The organism is Flavobacterium nitrogenifigens, from assembly GCF_003254565.1.
Classification (GTDB): domain Bacteria; phylum Bacteroidota; class Bacteroidia; order Flavobacteriales; family Flavobacteriaceae; genus Flavobacterium; species Flavobacterium nitrogenifigens.
The window spans coordinates 51,083-72,495 of sequence record NZ_QJRI01000171.1 but is presented as its reverse complement, the minus strand read 5'-3'; the positions used below and the strand labels follow the sequence as shown (position 1 = coordinate 72,495).

Sequence of the window (21,413 nt, the reverse complement as noted above, 5' to 3'; positions counted from 1 at the left end):
TCCTCTGGTTGAAACCAGAGGCTATGTTTTAAAATGATTGCGGGGCTTCTCCCGAAGCTTCGGGATCGCTCAGTTTGACAAATGTTTACATGCAGTTTGTCATCGTGAGGGACGAAGCATCACAGGCGAAAAACCGCTAAGATTGGGCTTTTCCACATAGTTTGTCATTTCGACCGAAGGGAGAAATCTCCGCAAGTAGCTCTACAAAGATTGGCAATGAATAGCGCCTAGTTTTAACTAGGGGATTTGGTAATGTTTATCGAAACAGGACTTTAGCTAAAATGAGCATTTGGCTAAAGCCCTTTTTTCCAGCTTTCATTGATACTTCCAGTTAAAACTGGAGGCAATTGATTTTTTAAATAAAATGAGGATCAATCTTTGCGTTCCTCTGGTTGAAACCAGAGGCTATGTTTTAAGATGATTGCGTAGTTTTTCTCGAAGCCTTAGGATCGCTCAGGTGACAAATGCTTCATGTTTTTTATAGATCCAGAAGATAGGACTAAAATCTTAAGACAAGTAAATTGCATTTTAGCTCTCGCCATAATGCGACAACACGAAACCCTTCAAATCGGACTAATCAATTTTGAAGACAATTATTATTGGCTCAATGAATTGGCGGAGATTTTGAATCCTTATTTGAGTGAGGAGTAAGGTTTAGAAAATGGAAAAACCTCGATTTTTTTAAGGTCGAGGTTTTCTGTTTTTTCAAAGAAAATTAATTTTATTCATTACTTTAAGTTACTATCCAACCAAGCTTTTATATTAGCTTGACTTCTTAGATTTGAAGGTACAGTTGTCTTAATTGAATTTTCAATAATATTAAAATTTGTTAATGTATTATTGAGATTTCTAGTTGTCATGTATTTGTTGATAAAATGTAATACTTCATAACCTTCATCTCTATTAAGTAAAATATTATCTGGGTACCCAATAACTTTTTTACTATCTCCTTCTGTAGTTGTCCACGAATACTTAAATCTTAATGCGTCTCTGCCAAAATTTGCCATTTTTTAATATTTAAAAGTTTATAATATTCAAAATTAACAAGCTGATTGTTAGATGTTTTATGGGAATCCGTAATCAGTGAATTACTTTACTATCTTTCAAATAGTAAAGAATATCTCCTTTGCTGGCGGGAACGTCTCGCTCGTGCATACAATCTTTGGCTCACGAGCGAGATGCTCGTGCTAGCTGGAGAAACGCCAATCGTTAAAACTTAGTCTTTCATTTATACATTCAATTTCTCTCCCATACAGATCTTCGTAAGTTATACTTATATAGTAAGAATCGAGTTTAGTTCTTAATAACTTAATGAATTCTTGGTTTTCTTTCATATTATCATTTATGAAATAAATCTTAAATATGCATATGGATTTATCCTTTGCAATAGCACCATGAGTAGAACTCAGCTCAAAAGAATCAATTTTAAATTTAATATCAGGACTGATATTTTCTTGATCAGCAATATCATTTATTAGATAGTAGAAATCTTTATATGAATTATCAGCATCTTTATAAACTCTGAAGTCAGTTAAAATAAGCGGACCAAGTCCTACATTATGTAAGGATAGCTCTATGCTGTTAACAGTACTTTCTGTTAGTAAATCACCATAAGGTCTAGCTAATTCTTGTAAGGTCCAATTATTTCTACTATCCTCAATGTTTATAATCTTAAAACTTAAGTAAGCGAAAAAGACTAAATTTAAAATCGCTATTATTGGATTCAAAATTCCGCTAAAATAATCTGCAAAATCTACCCAATCTGATGTTTTATCTGAAAATTTTAAAGTGCCAAACTTGATCAGATAAATTGAAATAGTAAAAAGGCATAAAATGATTCCTAAAAGAAAAAGGCTAATTGTGATTTTTTTTCCATTCATGATTATCTTTCAAACTAAACTAATTTTATTCAATTTTCGTACTTAATTCATTCATTGTGTAATGAACAAAATTTTGTCCTAAATTAGTAAGAACATATTGTTCATTGTCATCAAAAGCAGATTTTAAAGTTCCTGATGATGGAGTCTTTGTTCTCTTTTGCTTTACAAAATTTCCATAATAATCTGTTGGTCTATATTGACGAATCACTCCTCCAGTACTTAAATCTCTAATTAACATTTTAAATAAATCAGCTTCCATGGAATCTTCTCTGACATAAGTTCCATTTAATTCTTGCCATATTTCACCTCTGCTAGCGCTTTGGTTCTGGTAAATTACCTTTATAACTGAAAAATGAATTTCATGATAAAGATTTAACCAATCTAAGAAAAGTCTAATTATGTCATCGTCAACAATTTTTTGCCCTCCAGCATTTGTAATTAACTTTCTTATTAATTCTCGTTTTTCAAAGGTATCGGCATTGTCCCAAGTTCTAAAAGATTTACGCACGATCTGTAAATATTCTTCACTTTCAAGTCTTTCATTAATATCTTCTGAGAATTCATTTAGTTTTTTTACAACTTCATATAGGGTTTCTCCAAGTAATCTCATTTTATTTTGATGTTCTTCTAGCCATTTTTCATACAGTAGATTATTTTTAGATTGATCATCAAAATGTAAATCTGTTAGTATATTTAAAAAACCGCCAACCCAAGGAATTCCACCCAATGCAGCACCAAAAAATTTTGAAAAAATGCGATCTCGCTCACTTCCTGGTTTTGCTTTTAATTCTCTTTTAATTTTTTCTTCAATAGAAGTGTCGGTAATTTTTAATTCGTTTTTCATTTCCTAAATACTTGAAAATTTGTCTTTAAATTTACATATAACTTCAATTGAAATGATTTTAATTTATTAACATAAAAATGTTTATTTGCTCAATAAGCAGACTTTTTTTGCTTGAAAAGAAAAATAGATAATTAATATGTTATTCACAACAGTTTTAAAAAAAATAATCGAAATTCACTTGGTTTCACTACAAACAAAAAAAAGGACAGTCCCTCCAATTAAAGAAGAACTGCCCTTTTAGGCAAATTTTTAAATTTGCATTCCTAAGAATGCGTACAGTTTTTGGTAATCACTAAATTGAAGACTAAAACGCAGGTTATTCGTTTATGACATCGCCTTCCTTAGTTTCTTCGCTGGCAATTTTTACCAGTTTATCGTTTGGAGTCAAATCGCCGAAAATTTCAATTTTATCTTCGATTTCTCTTCCTTTTTTAATGTCAACTCTTGTCGCTTTGTGGTTTACTACTTTCACCACATATATTCCTTCGGCAGAACTTACTACGGCAGATTTTGGCACTACAAATGTGCTGTCTTTCGCGTTAAGCGGTAGCAGCACTTCGGCAACCATTCCAGGCAATAAATTTCCTTTGGTGTTGTGAACGTCCATTTCAACTCTTTCAGAACGCAGTTTTAAATCTAAAGCGCCAGACATTCTGGTAATTTTTGCTGAGAAAGTATCTGGCAACGATTTTACATTAAAACTCATTTCGTCGCCTGGGTGCAAATATCCTGTGTACAATTCTGGTACAGAAACCGCCAAACGTAATTTACTTTGCTCTTGAATCGTTAATAAAGGCAAATCTGAACCTTTTCCTGCTGGGCCAACAAATGTTCCTAAATTGACATTTCTAGCTGCTACAACGCCATCAAAAGGAGCGCGAATTTCTAAGTAGCCTCTCATAATCGCAATTTCTTTATGAGCCGCAATTGCCGCTTGAAGTTGTGCGTAATCAGAGTTCTTTTTTCCGCTTGCCATTTCTAAGTCGTTTTTAGAAATCGTTCCTTCCACTTTGCTTGTTTCGTACAAACGGTTGTAAGTGCTTTTGCTGGTTGCGTAAATGGCTTCCATAGATTTCAGTCTCGATTCGGCTGCAGCCAATTGCGAACTGATTTCTGGCGCTTCCAAAACAATCAAAAGCTGTCCTTTTTTTACTTTCGTACCAATATCAACTTTCAATAATTTTACGAAACTGCTCACTTTTGCATACAAATCAACTTGTTGAAAACCGGTTAATTCAGCTGGCAAACGCAATTCTGTTGTTAGTTTTTCTTTCGCTAAAGCGAAAGTTTCTACTTTCGGTTCGATTTCTGCTTTCGCAGTTTCTTCTTTTTTCTTTTCGCAACCGCTTAATACAACTAGCGCTGTAAATAATAATGCAGATGATTTTATAATGTTACTTTTCATAAATGTTGAATTTATTTTGCATAGGTCATTTATGTTATCGCCTTTTAATTTTTCGGTATTTGTTTTTCAACAAATTATTTTTTGTTGGCGATTTCATTTTTTGGTTTTATATAATGAATATGTTTTAAGCTTTGAAAGTGAATAAAATTTAATTTAACACATAGAATCATAGCTCTTCTTTACGGGTAAAGGCGTTTCACTTGTTTCAATGCGCATAGCTATGTGTGAAAACTAGTTTTTTCTTTTACCTTTTTTTATTTAAAATTAAAATCTATGTTTCTATGTGTTAAAAAATAATTACTCCCAACGGGTTATAACTTTTGACTTTATGACTTTCGGCTTTATGACTTTATTACTTTCCAGCTTTCGACTTACTTATTGATGAAATATAATGGATGCTTTCTTCGTCTTCAGGATCTAAAGAAACAGATTGTGTCGATGTTTTTTCTTGTGCCCACGCAAATATCTGCGGAAGGATTAGTAATACGGCAAAAGTAGAAAATAATAATCCGCCGATAACCGCTCTTCCTAACGGAGAAACCTGATCGCCTCCTTCGCCGTGTCCAATTGCCATTGGCAGCATTCCCGCAATCATCGCAACAGATGTCATGATAATCGGACGAAGACGCAACGCAGCAGCTTCACGAGCAGATTCTAAGGCATTTCCGTTTATTTTTCGAAGCTGTTCGGCATTCGTTACCAAAAGTACGGCGTTGGCAATAGAAACTCCAACCGACATGATGATTCCCATATACGATTGCAAATTAAGCGTAGAACCTGTAATAGTCAGCATTAATAAAGCGCCTAAAACTACGGCAGGAACTGTGGTTAAAATAACCAGCGAAACTTTGAACGATTGGAAATTAGCGGCCAGCATTAAGAAGATTACAAACACAGCGACCAATAATCCTGTTTGCAAGCTGCTTAATGTCTCTGTCAGTACAGTACTTAGTCCAATTGGCGTGATAAATAAACCACGTGGTAATTCGCCCAATGAACTAATTGTTTTGCTCACATCTTTTGAAGCCGTCCCCAAATCGGTTTTATAGATGTTTGCAGTAACGGTAATGTACGGCATGGCCCCTAAATTGTCATTTTCACCGCTCACAAATCCCGGTGTAATTTTGGCAACGTCACTTAAAACAGGACGAAGCGAATTTTTTAATACTGGAATTTCTCCAATATCGGTTTTGCTTTTCATTTTGTTTAATGGAACCTGAACCTGAACAGAATACGATAATCCTGCTTTTTCATCAACCCAGTTATTTTTTTCGGTATAACGTGAAGATGAGGTTGAAGCCACAAGCGAACGCGAAATATCATTCATATCAACTCCCAATTCGGCAGCACGGGTTCTGTCAATATCAATATTCATTGCGGGATAATGAATTGGCTGACCAATTTGAACGTCTCTGAAATACGAAATCGCTTTTAGTTTATTTACAATTTCAGTCGCGTACAATTCGTTTCGTTTTTTGTCTTTTCCAGCTACTCGAATCTCGATTGGAGTAGGAGAACCTTGGCTTAGAACTTTATCTGTCAATTCGATTGGTTCAAAAGAAAGTTTAGTGTCTGGAAGTTGTTTCTTAAGTCTCGCTCTAAACTCATCTTTAAAATCGTCCATATCTTCGTGATAGTCTTTTAAACTCACTTGGAAAACCGCTTCGTGAGAACCTGCCATGAATAGATAAATCGGGTTGATCGAGAATAGAGAAGGGTGCTGACCGACATATACAGATGTAATTCCGATATGATCTTTACCGACCATTTTTTCCAATTCTTTTAAAACAATTCTAGCTTGTTCTTCGGTTCTTTCCAAACGAGTTCCGTCTGTTGCTCTCATTCTCAATTGAAACTGGCTCGAGTTGGTTCTCGGGAAAACGTCTTTTCCGATAAAATTAATGAACACAATGGCTAAAAGTGTTGCTCCAACCAAATAGGTCACAGTCGTTATTTTTTTATGAACAAACAAACGATCTAAAGTTCGCATAAAACGATTTCTGAATCGCTCGAAACCACTTACTTTTCCATCATTGTTGAAATCTTCTCTTTCGACCATTTCTTTTTTCTGACCAATTAAATTTTGCTCAGATTCAGGTGTTAAACCGCAGTCGTTAAACTCAGCTTCATCATCTGTAATTTCTGGTCCGTGTGCGTGTTTTTCATGTCCTTTCATCATCCAGTTGGCCATTACAGGCACAAAAGTTTGAGATAGTAAGAACGAAATCACCATAGAAAAACCAATAGCTAATGCCAAAGGCAAGAACAACGCTCCCGGAATTCCGACCATAGTAAATGCTGGCGCAAATACCGCTAGAATACAAAGAAGGATCAATAATTTAGGTAAAGCAATTTCCTGACAGGCGTCCCAAATGGCGAGCGCTTTTGGTTTTCCCATGTCAAGATGCTGGTGAATATTTTCGATGGTTACGGTACTTTCATCCACCAAAATACCAATTGCCAAAGCCAATCCAGATAGAGACATTAAGTTGATCGTCTGCCCGAATAATTTCAGGAATAAAACTCCAGAAATAATCGAAATCGGAATCGTCATAATTACGATTAATGCTGCACGACGGTCACCTAAGAATAATAAAACCATTAATCCCGTTAGAACCGCACCGATAATTCCCTCAGTAATCAAACTTTTAACCGAGTTGATTACATAAACCGATTGGTCAAATTCGTATGTAATGTTTACATCTTCAGGAAGCGTGCTTTGAATTTTAGGAAGCTCTTTTTTCAATTTCTGAACCACATCCCAAGTTGAAGCGTCTCCCGCTTTTGCGATACTAATGTAAACCGAACGTTTTCCGTTTACCAAAGCATAACCAGCCGTAATATCGGCACCGTCTTTTACAGACGCAACATCCCCTAATTTTAAGTTTTGAACGCCACCTTTAAATAGCGGAATCTGTTCAAAATCTTTAACTTCTTTAATGGTATTATTTGTTGGCGTAATATAGTTTTTGTCGCCCATACGCACGTTTCCAGAAGGAGCCGTTTGGTTGTTTAAACGAATAGCATCAACAATCTGGTCTGGCGTCATATTATGAGAACGCAATAAATCTGGATCTACGTTTACCTCAATAGTTCTTGGGCTTCCGCCGAAAGGAGCTGGAGATAATAATCCTGGAATTGCAGTAAAGGAAGCACGAACATAAACGTTGGCTAAATCCTGCAGCTCGTTGTTTGAACGTATTTTACTGCTCAAAACCAATTGTCCAATTGGCAAAGAAGAAGCATCAAAACGAATGATAAACGGAGGCTGTGTTCCCGGAGGAAAAGCCGCTTGGATTCTGTTGGAAAGCGCACTTAACTCGGCAGCTGCCTGAGCCATGTTGGTTCCTTCATAATAGGTTAATTTCATAATCATTAACCCCTGAATATTTTTGGTTTCTACCGATTTGATACCGTTCGAAAAAGGTAAAACGTTTACGTAGTTTTTGGCAAAATAAGCCTCCATCTGATCTGGCGTGTAACCTCCAAACGGGTGCGCGATATAGATAACCGGCAAATTCATTTTTGGCAGAATGTCTACCTTAATGTCTTTGATGGCACCAATTCCGAAGAAAAATAGACCCGCAACCAATACTAAAATGGAAATGGGTTTGCGGAGTGCAAAACGTATTAAATTCATTAGGATTTATAATTAAAATTCATTTATAAATAAGTCAAAATTTCCTGTTGCAGCGACTTTTAATAAGTACGATTGCCACACATTATTATTGACAATATCTCGATCGATTTCAGCGCGATTTAGCGTAAACATGGTTTGAGTTAAATCAGTCAAATCGGTTAAACCATTTTTGTATAAGGTCGATTTCTGAATGTAAGCTCTTTGAGCGGCATCAACCTGAATTGGCGCTTCGGCATAATTCTCCAAAGTAATTTTGATTTTATCTTCGGCAAAAGTCAGCTGAGACTTCAATTCTCTATCCGCCTGATTGTATTCTTCCTGCAAAGCCTGAGAAACAAATTTCTGAGCGCTTACTTGTTTGCTTGATCTGAAAGGCGTGGTTAAATTCCACGTAATTCCAACTCCAACCAAATAATTGGTGCGATCTGGATTTACGCCATCCCAATAATTTCTCGTAAAAGCATTCTGATTGGTTGCATACGAATTGTCAAATCCTGAAGCTCTAGTTTGTAAAACCCCAAAAGCACTCATTGTTGGATAATAGAATCGTTTGTACAATTTAACCTGCTGGTTGCTGTAATCGATTTTGGTTTTATAGAATTGTAATAGAGGGTGAAGACTGTCTGTAGCAGTTTCTTTGGTTATCAATTCTTTTGGAATCTGAGTTACAAATAAAGTATCGGTTACAAAATCCTGAGGCGCAACGCCCATTAAATCGACCAATTTGTTGTTTTGTTCCTTAACAAAGTTTCTAGCTAAGTTTAAAGCGATTTTTGCTTTAGAAACTTCGGCTGTAGCCAATGTAGAATCGACTCCGGCCAATAAGCCGTTTTTAACTCTCGCAACGGCTGTCTTTTTGAAGACTTCTGCGCGGTCTAAGTTTTTTTGCTGCGAAATCAGCAATCTTTGGCTAGCCAATAAATTCAAATAAGCAGCCGAAATTTTGATTTCCTGCTGGAATTTTTCCTGCTGTAAATCTTTTTCTTTAGCCTGAACATCAATTTTAGATAAATTGATTTTTTCCTGTGTTTTTCCGAAAGTGAAAAAATCCCAGTTCATGTTGACTAAATAAAGCGCACCAAATGCCGAGTTCCAGTTTTGCTCTGGTAACGGAAGTCCTGATGATGCGACTCCTAAACCTCCAAAACCATAAAGCGGTCCGTTTTGTCCGTTTACGGTTCCGTAATCCTGCTGTGCCGATAAATTCAAGTTGGGCAGATAATCACGGCGAGATTGTTTTAGAGTCTCTTTTGATGCATTGGTGTAATTGTTTTTTGCTCGGATAGAACCGTAGTTTTCAAGACCTATCTTTAATGCTTCTTTTAAAGACAGGGTTTGAGCATAACCGATTGAGGCAAAAATCAATAAAAATAATAAGGTAATTTTTTTGAAATACATAAACTCAAGTGTGATATAAATATGTTTTTGATGAAACAAATTTATTTCTCTTATACTGATAAAAGTCAGGTTAAGTGATGTACTGCACTAGTAAATGACGAATTGAATTGGTCATTTTTTGAAAAAAATAATTAAATATTTGTTCGTACTTTGTAAACTATTTCACAATTAAGAATGAACAAAAGAATTGATAACATATTGGATAACAAATGGTGGCAGGAGGTTGCCGTTGTCCTTTTCTCCTTTACAATATATACCCTAAAAAACGACTGGATGCTCTTTAGTTCCTTCGTTTCTATTGCAATGGGTGTATTTTTTTATTGCATTTTATACATGCATGCCCAATTTAATCGTTTTTTTATCCTTCCGATTTTATTCAAAGCAAACAAACCTTTTACCTATATAATTTTAACGCTTTTTGGAGTTTTTGTATTTTCTGTCATTTTGTATGAAATCACAAAAATGGATATGTTTGCCAATTGCCATTTATACCAAAACTCGCATCAGAGAAGTTATGCGTACCAATTGGCCAGCGTTTTAGGAACTTTGGTCTGCATTCTGAGTCCGATAATTGTTTTTAAGTTTTATCGTATTCACAGAAAACAAACCGATGCGGCTTTATTGTTCAATCAAATGCAATTAAATTCATTGAAAGGACAATTAAATCCGCATTTTTTGTTCAATACCTTTAATACACTTTACGGAATCAGTCTTCAGTTTCCAGACAGAACACCCGATTTGATTATGAAGGTTTCGCAGTTAATGCGTTATCAGTTAGAAAGCAATAGCAAACAATGCGTATCTTTAGAAGACGAACTAGAGTTTATAAACAGTTATGTGCAGCTAGAAAAAGAGCGTGTTGGCTATCGATGCGATATTACTTTTGAAAGCAATGTTGACAACGAAAATGCCTATAAAATTTCGCCAATGCTTTTAATTGCATTCATAGAAAATGCTTTTAAACACGGAACTTGCGCTATTGAAAAGTGTTTTGTGAAAATTACAATTTCTGTCGAAAAAGGATTGCTGCATCTTCATGTAGCCAATTCAATTCCGAAGAAGAATGATGTGATTTCGACCAAAATTGGCTTAAAAAACACTATCGAACGTTTGAATTTAATTTATGGGAAAGATTATAAATTAGATGTTCAAGACGATAAACAGACTTATATTGTAGATTTAGAAATACAGCTAAAAAAGTTTGTAGGATGAGAGAAACAAAAAGATGCATTATTGTAGATGACGAACCCGCTGCGCATTATGTTTTGGCCAATTATATCAAACAGAATCCGCAATTGGAATTGGTTTTTCAAGGATATAACGGCATTGAAGCGATGAATTATCTCAGAGAAAATCCAGTCGATTTAATGTTTTTGGACATCAATATGCCTGAAATTTCTGGAATGGAACTGCTTAAAATTCTTCCAACACATCCTAAGACTATTTTGACAACAGCGTATTCTGAATTTGCTCTTGAAAGCTATGATTATGGTGTAATTGATTATTTGCTGAAACCCATTTATTTTCCAAGATTTCTAAAAGCAATTGATCGTTTTTTTGCAACCGAAAGCGTAAAACAAAAAGCGGAAGAAACCGTAAATTCAGTAAGTGTAAAAGTAGATGGCTATTTGATGGATATTGAATTGGATCAGCTTTTATACGCGCAGAGTTTTGGCAATTATGTGAAACTTCACACGACAAAAAGAACTTATTTGGCTTCGATAACTACGACAGAATTTGAAAAGTGTCTACCAGAAAAGAGTTTTATGCGTATTCATAAATCATATATCGTGGCGCTGGATAAAATTGATGCAACTGAAAAAGATTTTGTGGTGATTAAAAATGAAAGAATCCCAATCGGAATTACATACAAAAGAGAACTAACAGATAGATTAAAAAAACTCGAATTATAATTGAATACTTGATTTTAAAGGAGTTTTTTCTGCGGATAAAAAATGTTAATTTCTTCATCTTATCGTAAGAGAAAAATTATTAATTTTAATACGTTACTAAAGTTTAATTTTAAAAAATGAAACTATGAAAAACGTGTTTTTATCTTTTACTTTTTTATGCAGTAGTTTTTTAATAGCCCAGGAGGGAACCAATATGAAAAAGGAAATCACGCCTCCAGAAAAGGTTCGATTTGCTTTTGAGAGAGAATATCCAGGAAAAGTACCGGTCTGGTCTGAAGAATATGTTGGAGACGATGCAGATGAGATTCGATTTGAAGCAAGATACAATGTAGATGACAGAACCAAAGCGGTTGCGATTTACGATAATCTAGGAAACATGAAAGCTTATGAGCTCCAGATTCCGTTTAAACAATTGCCAATAAAGGCGCAGTCTTACCTGAAAAAGAATTATAAGGCAAAAGCCATTCGAGAAATTGCAATGGTGGTAGACGATAAGAAAAAAACAACATACGAAGTTGGTATAGAAAAAGATTCTAAATTTTACGATATTGTTTTTGATGCAGAGGGAGGTTTTGATGTCTCTGTTGAAAAAAATTAAAACTTTTACTAATTCAAATATTATTTGAAATGACAAACCCGATAAGTTTTTGGTTACTTATCGGGTTTTGTTTTTTTATAGTTTTTTTGTTTCAGGTTTCAAGTTTCAAGTTAATATTCGTTATCTATTTTAACCGCAAAGGTCGCAAGGTTTTTTCTAATCTTTATGGTTATATAAACGCAAAGTTCGCAAAGCTTTGCGTAAAAAAACCTTGCTCCCGATAGCTATCGGGATTGCGTAAACCTTTGAGCTCTTTGCGGTTAAACTCGAAACCTGAAACCTGAAACCTGAAACTTGAAACCTCTTTATAGCATCATTCCGCCAGAAACTTCAATTCGTTGTGCATTTACCCATTTTGCATCTTCGGTACATAAAAAGGCAACAACACCGCCAATATCATCAGGAAGACCGACTCTTCCTAAAGCGGTTACAGAAGCAATCTGCTGATTCATTTGTTCATTATCGCGAACTACACCGCCTCCAAAATCGGTTTCGATGGCACCAGGCGCCACTATATTGGCTCTAATTTTTCTTGCACCCAATTCTTTAGCCTGATACTTTGTTAAAGTTTCCATTGCGCCTTTCATAGAAGCATAAGCCGCATAACCTGGAAATGAAAATCTAGCTAAACCTGTTGAAATATTTACGATTCCGCCGCCGTCATTCATTACGTTAAGTCCTTTTTGTGTTAAGAAAAATGGTCCTTTGAATTGAATATTAGTCAATTGGTCAAATTCTGCTTCAGTTGTTCCAACAAATGAGTTGTGAATTCCGATTCCTGCATTATTTACTAAAAAATCAAATCTGTCTGTTTTGAATGTGTTTTTTAAAACGGTTTTTACGTTTTCAAAAAAAGAATCAAAAGTTGACGAATCAGCTACGTTTAATTGTAATGAAGCTGCTTTTTGACCCAAACTTTCAATTTCTGAAACTACAGCATCAGCTTCTTCTTTTTTGCTGTTGTATGTAATAATTACGTCAAGTCCTTTTTTTGCAATCGCAATTGCCATGTTTTTTCCTAAACCTCTGCTACCGCCTGTAACGAGAGCTATTTTTGTATTTACTGCCATATTTTTAATTGTGAATTATGAATGGTTAATTGTGAATTATTTGATGTTTTTTGTTGTCAGTCTGAGCGGAGTCGAAGACCTTCGTAGTGAGAGTGTCCTTCGACTACGCTCAGGAAGACAAATGTTGAATTTATCTTTTAAACACATAGAAACATAGATTTTAGTTTTCTTTTAAAAGACTACAAAAAGAAACTAGTTTCTAACACATAGTTATGTGTTTTATTAAAAGTGAAACGCCTTTAATTCACTCCAAAAATCTATGTTTCTATGTGTTTAAAATTTAAGAATGCATCAGTTTAAAATGATTTCTCAACTCTTCTGCGCTTGCGTTTAATCTGGTTTCACTTGTGCCGAAAGTCAGTTCTTGTTTGCTCTCTTTTAATTGTTCAAAAATCGATTCGATAAAACTGCTTACGCTTGGATGTGCGTCGTGAAGACCGATTCCTCCTAAATCTGTGTTTAGCGCTGGTGGAATAATTTCGATTACTTCAATATTTTTCTCTTTTAATAAATGACGAAGAGAAAGCGTAAACGATCTGAAAAAGGCTTTTGTAGCCGAATAAACCGGAACTTTTGCAAAAGGAGAGAATGCCAGTCCAGAAGTTGTATTCATTACGGTTTTAAGAGATGGCAACTGAATGAATAATGAAGTTAAATGCAAAGGAGCTTCTATATTTGTTGCAAGCTCATTTTTCATGTTAGCATAAAAATCAGCATCTGTTATGTTCATCCAGTTTTGAATTCCTGCATTGTTGACTAAAACAGTTAAGTCAGGATGATTTGCAGCAATCCATTCATAAAGGGCAATGCGTTCTTCTTCTAAAGACAAGTCACATGCCTTAGTAATAATCGAAGGAAATTTAGCTTTTACTTCTTCCAAAAGAGAAGCTCTTCTTCCGCAAATAATCACTGTATTGCTTTCTTGAATGAATCGTTCTGCAAGTCCAAGTCCGATACCGCTTGCACCGCCAGTTATTAAAATTTTGTTGTCTGATAAATTCATCTTTTCGTTCTTTTAATTTGATGAGACAAAGATAGGAGCGAAGTAGAGTTGGGGAGTTGTAAATATCAAACCGATGTTTGCGAAATTCAAATCACAATAGTGAAATTCCAAATTTTTAGAAGTTCCAATTTCCAAGCTTCAGGTTTAACCGCAAAGAACGCTAGGGATTACGCAATCCCGATAGCTATCGGGAGCAAAGTTTTTTACGTAAAGCTTTGCGAACTTTATATTTATATAACACAAAGCTGAGAAAAAACCTTGCGATCTTTGCGGTTAAAACACACAAAGAATATCAATTTGAAACCTGAAACAAAACAATCTAACTCCTAAAAGCAATCGGCGTGTAAGAAGTTTGTTTTTTAAAGAAATTAGAAAAATGCGCTAATTCTTCAAAACCAAGTGAATAGGCTATTTCAGATATATTCCAATCGGTTTGTTTTAAAAGTATTTTAGCTTCGTTTGTTAATCGGTTACTGATTAATTCTGTTGTGGTTTTTCCGGTGTTTTCCTTTAAAACTTTATTTAAATGATTCACATGAACAGATAATCTCTCTGCAAAATCTTTTGCCGTTCTCAATTCCAATCTTTGATTTGGCGATTCAATAGGAAATTGTCTTTCTAATAATTCCGCAAATAAAGAAGAAACTCTTGCTGCGGAATTGTGTTTAGAATATAATGCTGTAATAGGCTGTAATTTTTGTCCAAAGTGAATTAATTCAGCCACATAGTTTCGGATTAAATCATACTTATAAATATAATCAGAATTAATTTCTTTTTGTATTTTATTGAAAATCAATTCTACTTCTAAAACTTCTTCATCAGAAAGCTGAAAAATGGGATAGCCGTCTGATGCAAAAATTGGAAGTTCGTCCAGATCGATTCCGCTTTTACTTTTCGATAAAAATTCGCTGGTAAAAACGCAAAATTGCCCTCCTTGATTGGTGTCTTGCGGTAAATAATTGTACGGAATTTTTGGTGTTGCAAATAGTAATCCCTGTTTTTCTATTTCAATTACTTTATCGGCGTATTCTGCTTTGTTATGGCCTCTAATTAAACTTATTTTGTAATAAGCTCTTCTGTCGTAAGGCATTCCGGGTTTTCCTTTCATGCGCTCCAAAAGTTCTTTTATATCGAAAACATTAAAATGCCCGATTTCTTTCTGAATGTCATTTGGCAATAAGGAAGTTGGATCAACAGTTGAGCCTTCGGTAATTTCTTTGTAAAATGAATCTAGGGATTTCATATCGTGATGAATTGCAAAATTCAAATATACGAAAAAATAAGCTTTGTGAGTTTAACCGCAAAGAGCGCAAGGTTTTTTGATTTAGACAATCTATAAAAACGCAAAGTTCGCAAAGCTTTGTATAAAATCTTTGCGAACCTTGCGTAATCCCTAGCGTTCTTTGCGGTTAAAACAAGCTCCCTTGAACAAACTCCGGTTCTGGATTACTTCCGAAAGCAAAAGCATCAATTACAAAAAACTGTTTTACTTTGGGATCAAATTCCCTTAAAACAATTTCATTACATTCAAATTCAAGATTAATTGCGGTAAAAAGTTCAGAAGCAATTTTGAGATTCTCTGGTGTTAATCTTCGCCCAATCGACATATGCGGATTATCACTTTTTTTAAGTTTTAAAAACTTGAAGGTTTCATGAATCTTTTTCATGATAGGTACCAGATTGTTTTCTGAATCTTTGGTTACGCCAATAAAAAAAGCACCGCTATTTTGGAAAGAGTCAAAATGATCTAATGATACTGGGAAGGGAGTAAAAGTATTCGAAATTTTAGAAAGCTTTTTTTTGATAGAATCGAATTCAGATTCATCGATTGTAAATTCACAAATCGTAATGTGTGCTTCAGAATTACAGCTGTTGTACCAATTGATTTTGCTTTTTAAAGAATCTTTCAACTTTTTAACGGGCTCAACTAGTGTTTTAGAATAAAATACAACCGAATATGTTTTTTCCATTTTTTGAAGCTTTGAATGACAAATTTAAAGCTTTCCTTTCAAATGCAATCGGTGCAGGATTTCAGATTTTAATAGTCCGCTTCCACCACCAAAATGTTCAATGACTTCAACATCTGGATTATGTTTTAAGCAGAAAGAAGTGAATTCTTTCTCCACAAGATCTTCGATTGCAGAACTTAAAAGGACAATATCAATTTTGTTGTTTTGAAAGTATTCTTGCGCTTCCTTTTCATTATTAAAAGCAATCGCATTCCAGTTTTCATCTGCATTAACCAGACGTAGTAAAATAGCTAGAATGGCTTCATTTTTTCCGAGTAATAAAAATTGCAACTGTTTCATTTTTTTAAAGCTTCTAAGGTTCTAAGATACTAAGTTTATTGGTTCCTCATTTAATTATCTAATTGTCCAGATTATCTCATTTTCTAATTAAAATCATTGACAAATGTAGGGAGGGTTTTAAGAAAAACGGCTTAATCTAGGACAAGAAATGAGCTTTTTCGAGTCTTTTTTGGATATACATGAAGAAGAATCTAGTATTTCCTTTCACAAATTTACGTTAAAGAAGATTTTTACAATGTTTTGCGATACAATTACTTAAGGTTTTAAATTAAAGTTAAGAATGTTAATTTTTTCACACAATGAGGAAAACCGTAAGGTTATCTATTTTGTGAATTTTAATTTTGGCCTATAGAAATTTAAAAACAATGATAGCCTTTACCTTTTTGGTTATTATTTAATTTCTATAGAAAAACTGTTTTTGGAGAAACGTTTTACATTGAATTTGACATATTCATTTGATCGTGGGTACTTGTATATAAGTTTGCAATATACATTAATGTCTAATTTTTTTAGGGTTTTAAGATTAAGTCGACGGACGTAATTTTAAAACCCTTTTTTTACCACAATAATGAAAAACCAATTAGCCAAAACTGAATAATATCTGTATTGATTTTAAACTTTTGAGGCGAGAATCCGTAATAGTTTTTAAATGCTGCAGAAAAATGTGAGACATCTTTGTAACCGCATTTATAAGCCGCTTCGCTTACTGTAGCTTTTTTGTTTTGAAACAATTCTTTGGCATGTTCCATTCTCAGCTTAATGATATAGCTTTTGACAGTGGTGCCAAAACAAGCTTTAAAACCTTTTTTTAGTTTGAACTCGTTTAGCGAAATAAGTCTCGAAAGTTCGGGTAGAGTAGGTGTGTTTCTATAATCGTTTTCTAATATTTTTTTGGCTTCTAAAAGTTTATCATAATCTTCTTGATTGATTTTATCTGTTTCTAAAGGTTTGATAATTAATGTTTCGAGCTGATGAATAAGAAGTTCTTTAATTTTACTTTCGATATAAATTCTTTTTAAAACGCCTTCGCGAGTGCAGTTTTTAATTTCAGACGTTACCCACTGAATGGCAGGTGTAAAAGGAAGGTATTTTGAGGTCAAATAACTGGATTGCTTTTCGAGAATTTTTTTTGAAAATTTTTCGTGCAACTGCCAGTCTTCATTGATAATGTTATAATAAAACTCCTTAGAAAGAATAATTGACAAATAGTTGATCTCCGTAAATGGCGGAATGTTGAAAGTCGCTTTAAAATTGTTCGTATAAAAAATATTATGTGTGTTTTTCCTTGAATATTTTTCACTTTCCAATTGGTCAATGTAGGTTTCGACATTGCTGCTATAAATAAAATTCATCACAACCGATTCTTCATCAATTTCAAAACTGACTGTTCTTGGAGTGGAATAATACATCTGAGTATCAAGTAGAACCAATCCTTCGGTGATGAGATGACGGCTTACAATTTTTTCGGAATCGCCATTTTGAATGTTGACATTTTCTTCGGTTAAAATACTTTTTGGATAATATTTATCTCCAATTTGAATTTTAATTATAGGCGTTTCTGACGTTAAAAGTGTGGCGTTGATTTTCAAAATATAATCCGTTTTTACAAAATAATAATCCGTTTTTCCCTATCTTTTTTAAAGACGTTGATGGTACTTTTGCAGCAAAGTTATTTATAATTAGTCTAATTAAAGATATGTCAGCTCAAAAATTTTTATTTGCCAGTTTATTTTTTCTAACTACGTTCTTATCATTTTCCCAGCAAAATCAGGGGTTTTCAGTTTCCGGAAAGGTTGTTGAAAATTCTGGAGAAACAATTCCGTTCGCGACTGTTGTTGTCGAAAAAACAGGTTTAAGCGCTATGTCGGATGAAAACGGGAATTATATTTTAAAAAATGTACCGACTGGAAAACATACATTAAAAATTTCTGCATTGGGTTTTGCAGTTCAGAAAAAACAGATTGAAGTTTCAGGCAATTTAGAGGTTTCAATTAAAATGGAAAGCGAATTGCAGGAATTAGAAAGTGTTACAGTTCTTGGAAGATCGCAAACCGATAAAGTAAACAAGCAAGCCTATAGCGTTACGGCAATTGATGCTAAAAAACTGCACAACTCGACTCTAGATTTATCGCATGCTTTAGACCGTGTTTCTGGTGTTCGTAACCGTGAAGCGGGTGGAGTAGGATCAAGATCTGAACTTTCAATCAACGGATTCTCAGGAAATCAGATTAAGGTTTTTATAGACGGAGTGCCAATGGATAATTTTGGTTCTTCTTTTCAAATGAATAATATTCCAATCAATCTTGCTGATCGTGTAGAAGTTTACAAAGGCGTAGTGCCAATCTGGCTTGGAGGCGATGCTTTGGGTGGTGCCATAAATATTGTAACCAATAGCAAGCCGAGAACTTATGTAGATGCTTCGTATTCGTTCGGATCTTTTAATACACATCGCTCAAGCATAAATGCGGGTTATACGGCAAAAAGCGGTTTTACAACCGAAATCAATGCTTTTCAAAACTATTCAGATAATAATTATTGGGTAAATGTCGATGTAGCCGACTTAAATACGGGTGCTTATTTTCCAAATCAGAGAGTACGACGTTTTCACGATAAATACCGCAATGAAACCGTGATTTTGAATGTGGGTATTACTGGTAAAAAGTATGCGGATAAATTGATGATCGGTTTTACTGGCGGAGAAAATCAAGCAGACATACAAACTGGTGCCAGAATGGTTAGCGTATTTGGACAGATTTATAGAAAAGGAAGTATTGTAATGCCAACTTTAAAATATCAAGTTAAAGATTTATTTACAAAAGGGCTGAATGTGAATGTTACGGGGAATTACAATTTTGGTTACGAACAGAATATTGACACCGTTTTTAGAAGATACAATTGGTTTGGCGATTACAAACAATATGAAGGAGCAGGAGGAGAAAGAAGCCGAACGCTTCGTAAGTTCTATAATAACAATGGTATAGCAACAGCCAATGCGACTTATACACTAAACGATAGGCACTCTTTTATGGTCAATAACACGTTTAATACGTTTGATCGTAAAGAAAGTGACGAATTGGTTCCGGAATCTTTGGTGTATAAACAGCCTAAAAAAACACAAAAAAATGTGTTAGGATTAGGGTATAAATTAGATTATAACGATAAATGGAGCACTTCTGTATTCTTAAAAGATTATTCATTAAAAACTACTTATTCAAGAAGTTATAATCCGTCGGGAGCTACTGGAGATATTGCGTATCAGAAATATGTAGATCATACTTCTACAACGGGATACGGTGCTGCTACGAGTTATTATTTGAGACATAATTTACAGATAAAAGCTTCTTACGAAAAGACATATAGACTGCCAACTCCAGAGGAAATCTTTGGTAATGTGAATGATAATTTAGAAGGAAACCTTTCTTTAAAACCTGAATCCAGCAACAATTACAATTTAGGAGCAAGTTTTCAGACCAGTTTCCGTGAAAAAAATGCTTTGTCTTTTGATGTAAATCTTTTGCATAGAAATGCAGTAGACTTTATTCGTCCGACATTAAATAATAATCAAACCATGACTACCAATGTCAATCAAGGAAAAGTGACCAATTATGGTATTGATGGCGAGATTAGGTATTCGTACAGCAATCGTTTTACAGCAGGTATCAATACAACTTACCAGAATATTAGAAACAAAACAATGTACGAGCCAAATCAAAATTATGTATCTCCTTTTTATAATGACAGAATTCCAAATATGCCTTATCTGTTCGGGAACGCAGATGCAACAATGTTCTTTAATAATGTTTGGAAAAAAGGAAATAATCTGTCTGTAGGCTATAATCTGCTATATGTTCATACTTACTATTTGTCATGGCCAAGTATGGGAAGCAAGGATAGCAAATTAGAAATTCCGCAGCAGTTTAGCCATGATTTAAATGCTGTTTATACAATGGCAAACGGAAAATATAATATAGCATTTGAGTGTAAAAACCTTTTAGACAACAAGCTTTACGACAATTTCTCATTACAAAAACCAAGTAGAGCTTTTTACATCAAGTTGAGATATTACTTCAGTAAATCAAATAATTAAATTTTAATACAAACACTATAATACAATGAAAAAAAGTACAACATTAGCGTTATTATCAGCTGTATTAGCTTTTACAGCTTTTTCTTGCAGCAGTGATTCAGATAAATCAGGAGGAGAAACTGGCGGCGGAACAGATACAGGAAAAACTAAATATATTATTACCGCTACTACCGGAGCAGCTGGAATTGCAGATTATTTGTTAACTGCAGATGATATTTCTACAGGATCTATAACCACTATAGGAAACGGATTGGAGCAGGATGGAACGTATCGCTACTACATTACAGCACAGAATAACTTCTTCAGTTTGCTTTACGGACAAGGAAATCCTGGAGCAGTAACCACTTACAACTTAAATGCTGAAGGAAAATTGGTTAAGAAATCAGATTTTCAAGCAGAAACTGTACACGTATTTGCTGCAATCAATAAAGATATCTTAACAGTTAAAGTTCCAAGAAGTGGTGCTTCTATTGCTTCTATGTATAAAATTGACGCAGAAAAATCACTTATTGTTGGTGAAGCTCAGCAAGATACTAAGAAATTGGCTGGAAACGGAGAAAGAGCTTTCTATACTTGGGCAACTCAGGTTGGAGATAAAGTGTATATGCCTTATATGAGTATTAAAGGAGATGGAGTAGACAACTTTGGTACTGCTAATCCAGATAGTACTTGGGTTGCGGTTTACAACTATCCAGAATTGAAATTAGAAAAAGTGATCAAAGATAACCGTACAAGTTATTTAGGTGCTTATTTTACAAACGGATTATTTCAAGATGAAAATGGAGATGCTTATGGTTTCTCTGGAGCAATTGCTACTAGCAACTCTGTAATGACTTCTACAAAACCTTCTGCGATTGTAAAAATCAAAAAAGGAACTACAGAATTTGACAAATCTTATTTCTTTAATGTTCAGGAAAAATCTGGAGGCTATAAAATTTCGTCTACTACTTACATTTCAAAAGGTAAATTCTTATTGTTAATGTACGGAAATGCAGGTAAAAACAACGGTGCAGTAAAAATGGCTATTGCCGATGTTTACAACCAAACATTTACATGGGTAACAAATGCTCCAGAAACATTAACTTCTGTAACTAGCCGTTACAATATTACTTCAGAAGATGGAAGTTCTGCAATTGTAGGTATCAATACTCCTGATGGAAACTGGATTTACTCAATCAACGGCACAACTGCTGTTGCAACAAAAGGTATGAAAGTGGAAGGCGGACAAATTACTGCAATTCAAAAATTAAAATACTAATATTTTTT

17 protein-coding genes are annotated in these 21,413 nt (G+C 34.4%); 5 read left to right on the top strand and 12 right to left on the bottom strand.

The window, feature by feature from the left end; genetic code table 11:
* Positions 1-728: 728 nt before the first annotated feature.
* From DM397_RS08590 to DM397_RS08565, 6 genes are all read right to left on the bottom strand, one after another.
* Positions 729-1,007 (bottom strand): hypothetical protein, encoded by a 279-nt coding sequence (locus tag DM397_RS08590; RefSeq protein WP_111377143.1) that lies wholly within the window; start codon positions 1,005-1,007, stop codon positions 729-731.
* A 180-nt stretch (positions 1,008-1,187) separates the two neighbouring features.
* The gene (locus tag DM397_RS08585) at positions 1,188-1,880 is read right to left on the bottom strand and encodes a hypothetical protein (RefSeq protein WP_111377142.1); all 693 of its coding nucleotides are present in this window, start codon (positions 1,878-1,880) and stop codon (positions 1,188-1,190) included.
* Between the two features lie 25 nt (positions 1,881-1,905).
* Positions 1,906-2,724, bottom strand: a complete 819-nt coding sequence (locus DM397_RS08580) for a hypothetical protein (protein ID WP_111377141.1) — start codon at positions 2,722-2,724, stop codon at positions 1,906-1,908.
* 316 nt (positions 2,725-3,040) lie between these two features.
* Entirely contained in the window at positions 3,041-4,129 is a 1,089-nt protein-coding gene (locus tag DM397_RS08575; protein ID WP_111377140.1) for an efflux RND transporter periplasmic adaptor subunit, read from the bottom strand.
* A 352-nt stretch (positions 4,130-4,481) separates the two neighbouring features.
* Complete coding sequence (locus DM397_RS08570; protein WP_111377139.1) at positions 4,482-7,769, bottom strand: efflux RND transporter permease subunit; 3,288 nt, start codon at positions 7,767-7,769, stop codon at positions 4,482-4,484.
* A gap of 12 nt (positions 7,770-7,781) precedes the next feature.
* Positions 7,782-9,167, bottom strand: a complete 1,386-nt coding sequence (locus tag DM397_RS08565; protein WP_111377138.1) for a TolC family protein — start codon at positions 9,165-9,167, stop codon at positions 7,782-7,784.
* 174 nt (positions 9,168-9,341) lie between these two features.
* On the opposite strand from DM397_RS08565, the gene DM397_RS08560 reads away from it, so the two are divergent.
* The 3 genes from DM397_RS08560 to DM397_RS08550 all read left to right on the top strand — a co-directional run bounded on the left by DM397_RS08560 (position 9,342) and on the right by DM397_RS08550 (position 11,678).
* A complete protein-coding gene (locus tag DM397_RS08560) occupies positions 9,342-10,379 on the top strand; it encodes a sensor histidine kinase (RefSeq protein WP_111377137.1) in 1,038 nt (345 codons plus the stop codon).
* On the top strand, positions 10,376-11,080 hold the full coding sequence (locus DM397_RS08555) for a LytR/AlgR family response regulator transcription factor (RefSeq protein ID WP_111377136.1): 705 nt from the start codon (positions 10,376-10,378) through the stop codon (positions 11,078-11,080). Before DM397_RS08560 ends, DM397_RS08555 begins: the two co-directional genes overlap by 4 nt.
* 124 nt (positions 11,081-11,204) lie before the next feature.
* Positions 11,205-11,678 (top strand): hypothetical protein, encoded by a 474-nt coding sequence (locus tag DM397_RS08550; protein WP_111377135.1) that lies wholly within the window; start codon positions 11,205-11,207, stop codon positions 11,676-11,678.
* A gap of 305 nt (positions 11,679-11,983) precedes the next feature.
* Here DM397_RS08550 and DM397_RS08545 read toward each other — a convergent pair whose 3' ends face one another.
* The 6 genes from DM397_RS08545 to DM397_RS08520 all read right to left on the bottom strand — a co-directional run bounded on the left by DM397_RS08545 (position 11,984) and on the right by DM397_RS08520 (position 17,649).
* Entirely contained in the window at positions 11,984-12,748 is a 765-nt protein-coding gene (locus DM397_RS08545) for an SDR family NAD(P)-dependent oxidoreductase (RefSeq protein WP_111377134.1), read from the bottom strand.
* A gap of 280 nt (positions 12,749-13,028) precedes the next feature.
* Positions 13,029-13,751 (bottom strand): SDR family oxidoreductase, encoded by a 723-nt coding sequence (locus DM397_RS08540; RefSeq protein ID WP_111377133.1) that lies wholly within the window; start codon positions 13,749-13,751, stop codon positions 13,029-13,031.
* Positions 13,752-14,070: 319 nt separating this feature from the next.
* Positions 14,071-14,994, bottom strand: a complete 924-nt coding sequence (locus tag DM397_RS08535) for a helix-turn-helix domain-containing protein (protein WP_111377244.1) — start codon at positions 14,992-14,994, stop codon at positions 14,071-14,073.
* Between the two features lie 166 nt (positions 14,995-15,160).
* The gene (locus DM397_RS08530) at positions 15,161-15,721 is read right to left on the bottom strand and encodes a 2'-5' RNA ligase family protein (RefSeq protein WP_111377132.1); all 561 of its coding nucleotides are present in this window, start codon (positions 15,719-15,721) and stop codon (positions 15,161-15,163) included.
* Between the two features lie 24 nt (positions 15,722-15,745).
* Positions 15,746-16,060 (bottom strand): hypothetical protein, encoded by a 315-nt coding sequence (locus DM397_RS08525; RefSeq protein ID WP_111377131.1) that lies wholly within the window; start codon positions 16,058-16,060, stop codon positions 15,746-15,748.
* A 557-nt stretch (positions 16,061-16,617) separates the two neighbouring features.
* On the bottom strand, positions 16,618-17,649 hold the full coding sequence (locus DM397_RS08520; RefSeq protein WP_111377130.1) for a helix-turn-helix domain-containing protein: 1,032 nt from the start codon (positions 17,647-17,649) through the stop codon (positions 16,618-16,620).
* 107 nt (positions 17,650-17,756) lie between these two features.
* Between DM397_RS08520 and DM397_RS08515 the strand changes: the two genes are divergently transcribed.
* Both DM397_RS08515 and DM397_RS08510 read left to right on the top strand, forming a co-directional pair.
* Positions 17,757-20,147 (top strand): TonB-dependent receptor, encoded by a 2,391-nt coding sequence (locus DM397_RS08515; protein WP_111377129.1) that lies wholly within the window; start codon positions 17,757-17,759, stop codon positions 20,145-20,147.
* A gap of 25 nt (positions 20,148-20,172) precedes the next feature.
* Complete coding sequence (locus DM397_RS08510) at positions 20,173-21,405, top strand: DUF4374 domain-containing protein (RefSeq protein ID WP_111377128.1); 1,233 nt, start codon at positions 20,173-20,175, stop codon at positions 21,403-21,405.
* Positions 21,406-21,413 lie beyond the last annotated feature (8 nt).

Bases quoted from the DNA above. Each gene is read 5' to 3' on its own strand.
- DM397_RS08535 (WP_111377244.1), bottom strand. From the start codon at position 14,994: ATGAAATCCCTAGATTCATTTTACAAAGAAATTACCGAAGGCTCAACT.
- DM397_RS08515 (WP_111377129.1), top strand. From the start codon at position 17,757: ATGTCAGCTCAAAAATTTTTATTTGCCAGTTTATTTTTTCTAACTACG.
- DM397_RS08525 (WP_111377131.1), bottom strand. From the start codon at position 16,060: ATGAAACAGTTGCAATTTTTATTACTCGGAAAAAATGAAGCCATTCTA.
- DM397_RS08585 (WP_111377142.1), bottom strand. From the start codon at position 1,880: ATGAATGGAAAAAAAATCACAATTAGCCTTTTTCTTTTAGGAATCATT.
- DM397_RS08545 (WP_111377134.1), bottom strand. From the start codon at position 12,748: ATGGCAGTAAATACAAAAATAGCTCTCGTTACAGGCGGTAGCAGAGGT.
- DM397_RS08550 (WP_111377135.1), top strand. From the start codon at position 11,205: ATGAAAAACGTGTTTTTATCTTTTACTTTTTTATGCAGTAGTTTTTTA.
- DM397_RS08575 (WP_111377140.1), bottom strand. From the start codon at position 4,129: ATGAAAAGTAACATTATAAAATCATCTGCATTATTATTTACAGCGCTA.
- DM397_RS08540 (WP_111377133.1), bottom strand. From the start codon at position 13,751: ATGAATTTATCAGACAACAAAATTTTAATAACTGGCGGTGCAAGCGGT.
- DM397_RS08590 (WP_111377143.1), bottom strand. From the start codon at position 1,007: ATGGCAAATTTTGGCAGAGACGCATTAAGATTTAAGTATTCGTGGACA.
- DM397_RS08580 (WP_111377141.1), bottom strand. From the start codon at position 2,724: ATGAAAAACGAATTAAAAATTACCGACACTTCTATTGAAGAAAAAATT.
- DM397_RS08570 (WP_111377139.1), bottom strand. From the start codon at position 7,769: ATGAATTTAATACGTTTTGCACTCCGCAAACCCATTTCCATTTTAGTA.
- DM397_RS08560 (WP_111377137.1), top strand. From the start codon at position 9,342: ATGAACAAAAGAATTGATAACATATTGGATAACAAATGGTGGCAGGAG.
- DM397_RS08555 (WP_111377136.1), top strand. From the start codon at position 10,376: ATGAGAGAAACAAAAAGATGCATTATTGTAGATGACGAACCCGCTGCG.
- DM397_RS08510 (WP_111377128.1), top strand. From the start codon at position 20,173: ATGAAAAAAAGTACAACATTAGCGTTATTATCAGCTGTATTAGCTTTT.
- DM397_RS08565 (WP_111377138.1), bottom strand. From the start codon at position 9,167: ATGTATTTCAAAAAAATTACCTTATTATTTTTATTGATTTTTGCCTCA.
- DM397_RS08530 (WP_111377132.1), bottom strand. From the start codon at position 15,721: ATGGAAAAAACATATTCGGTTGTATTTTATTCTAAAACACTAGTTGAG.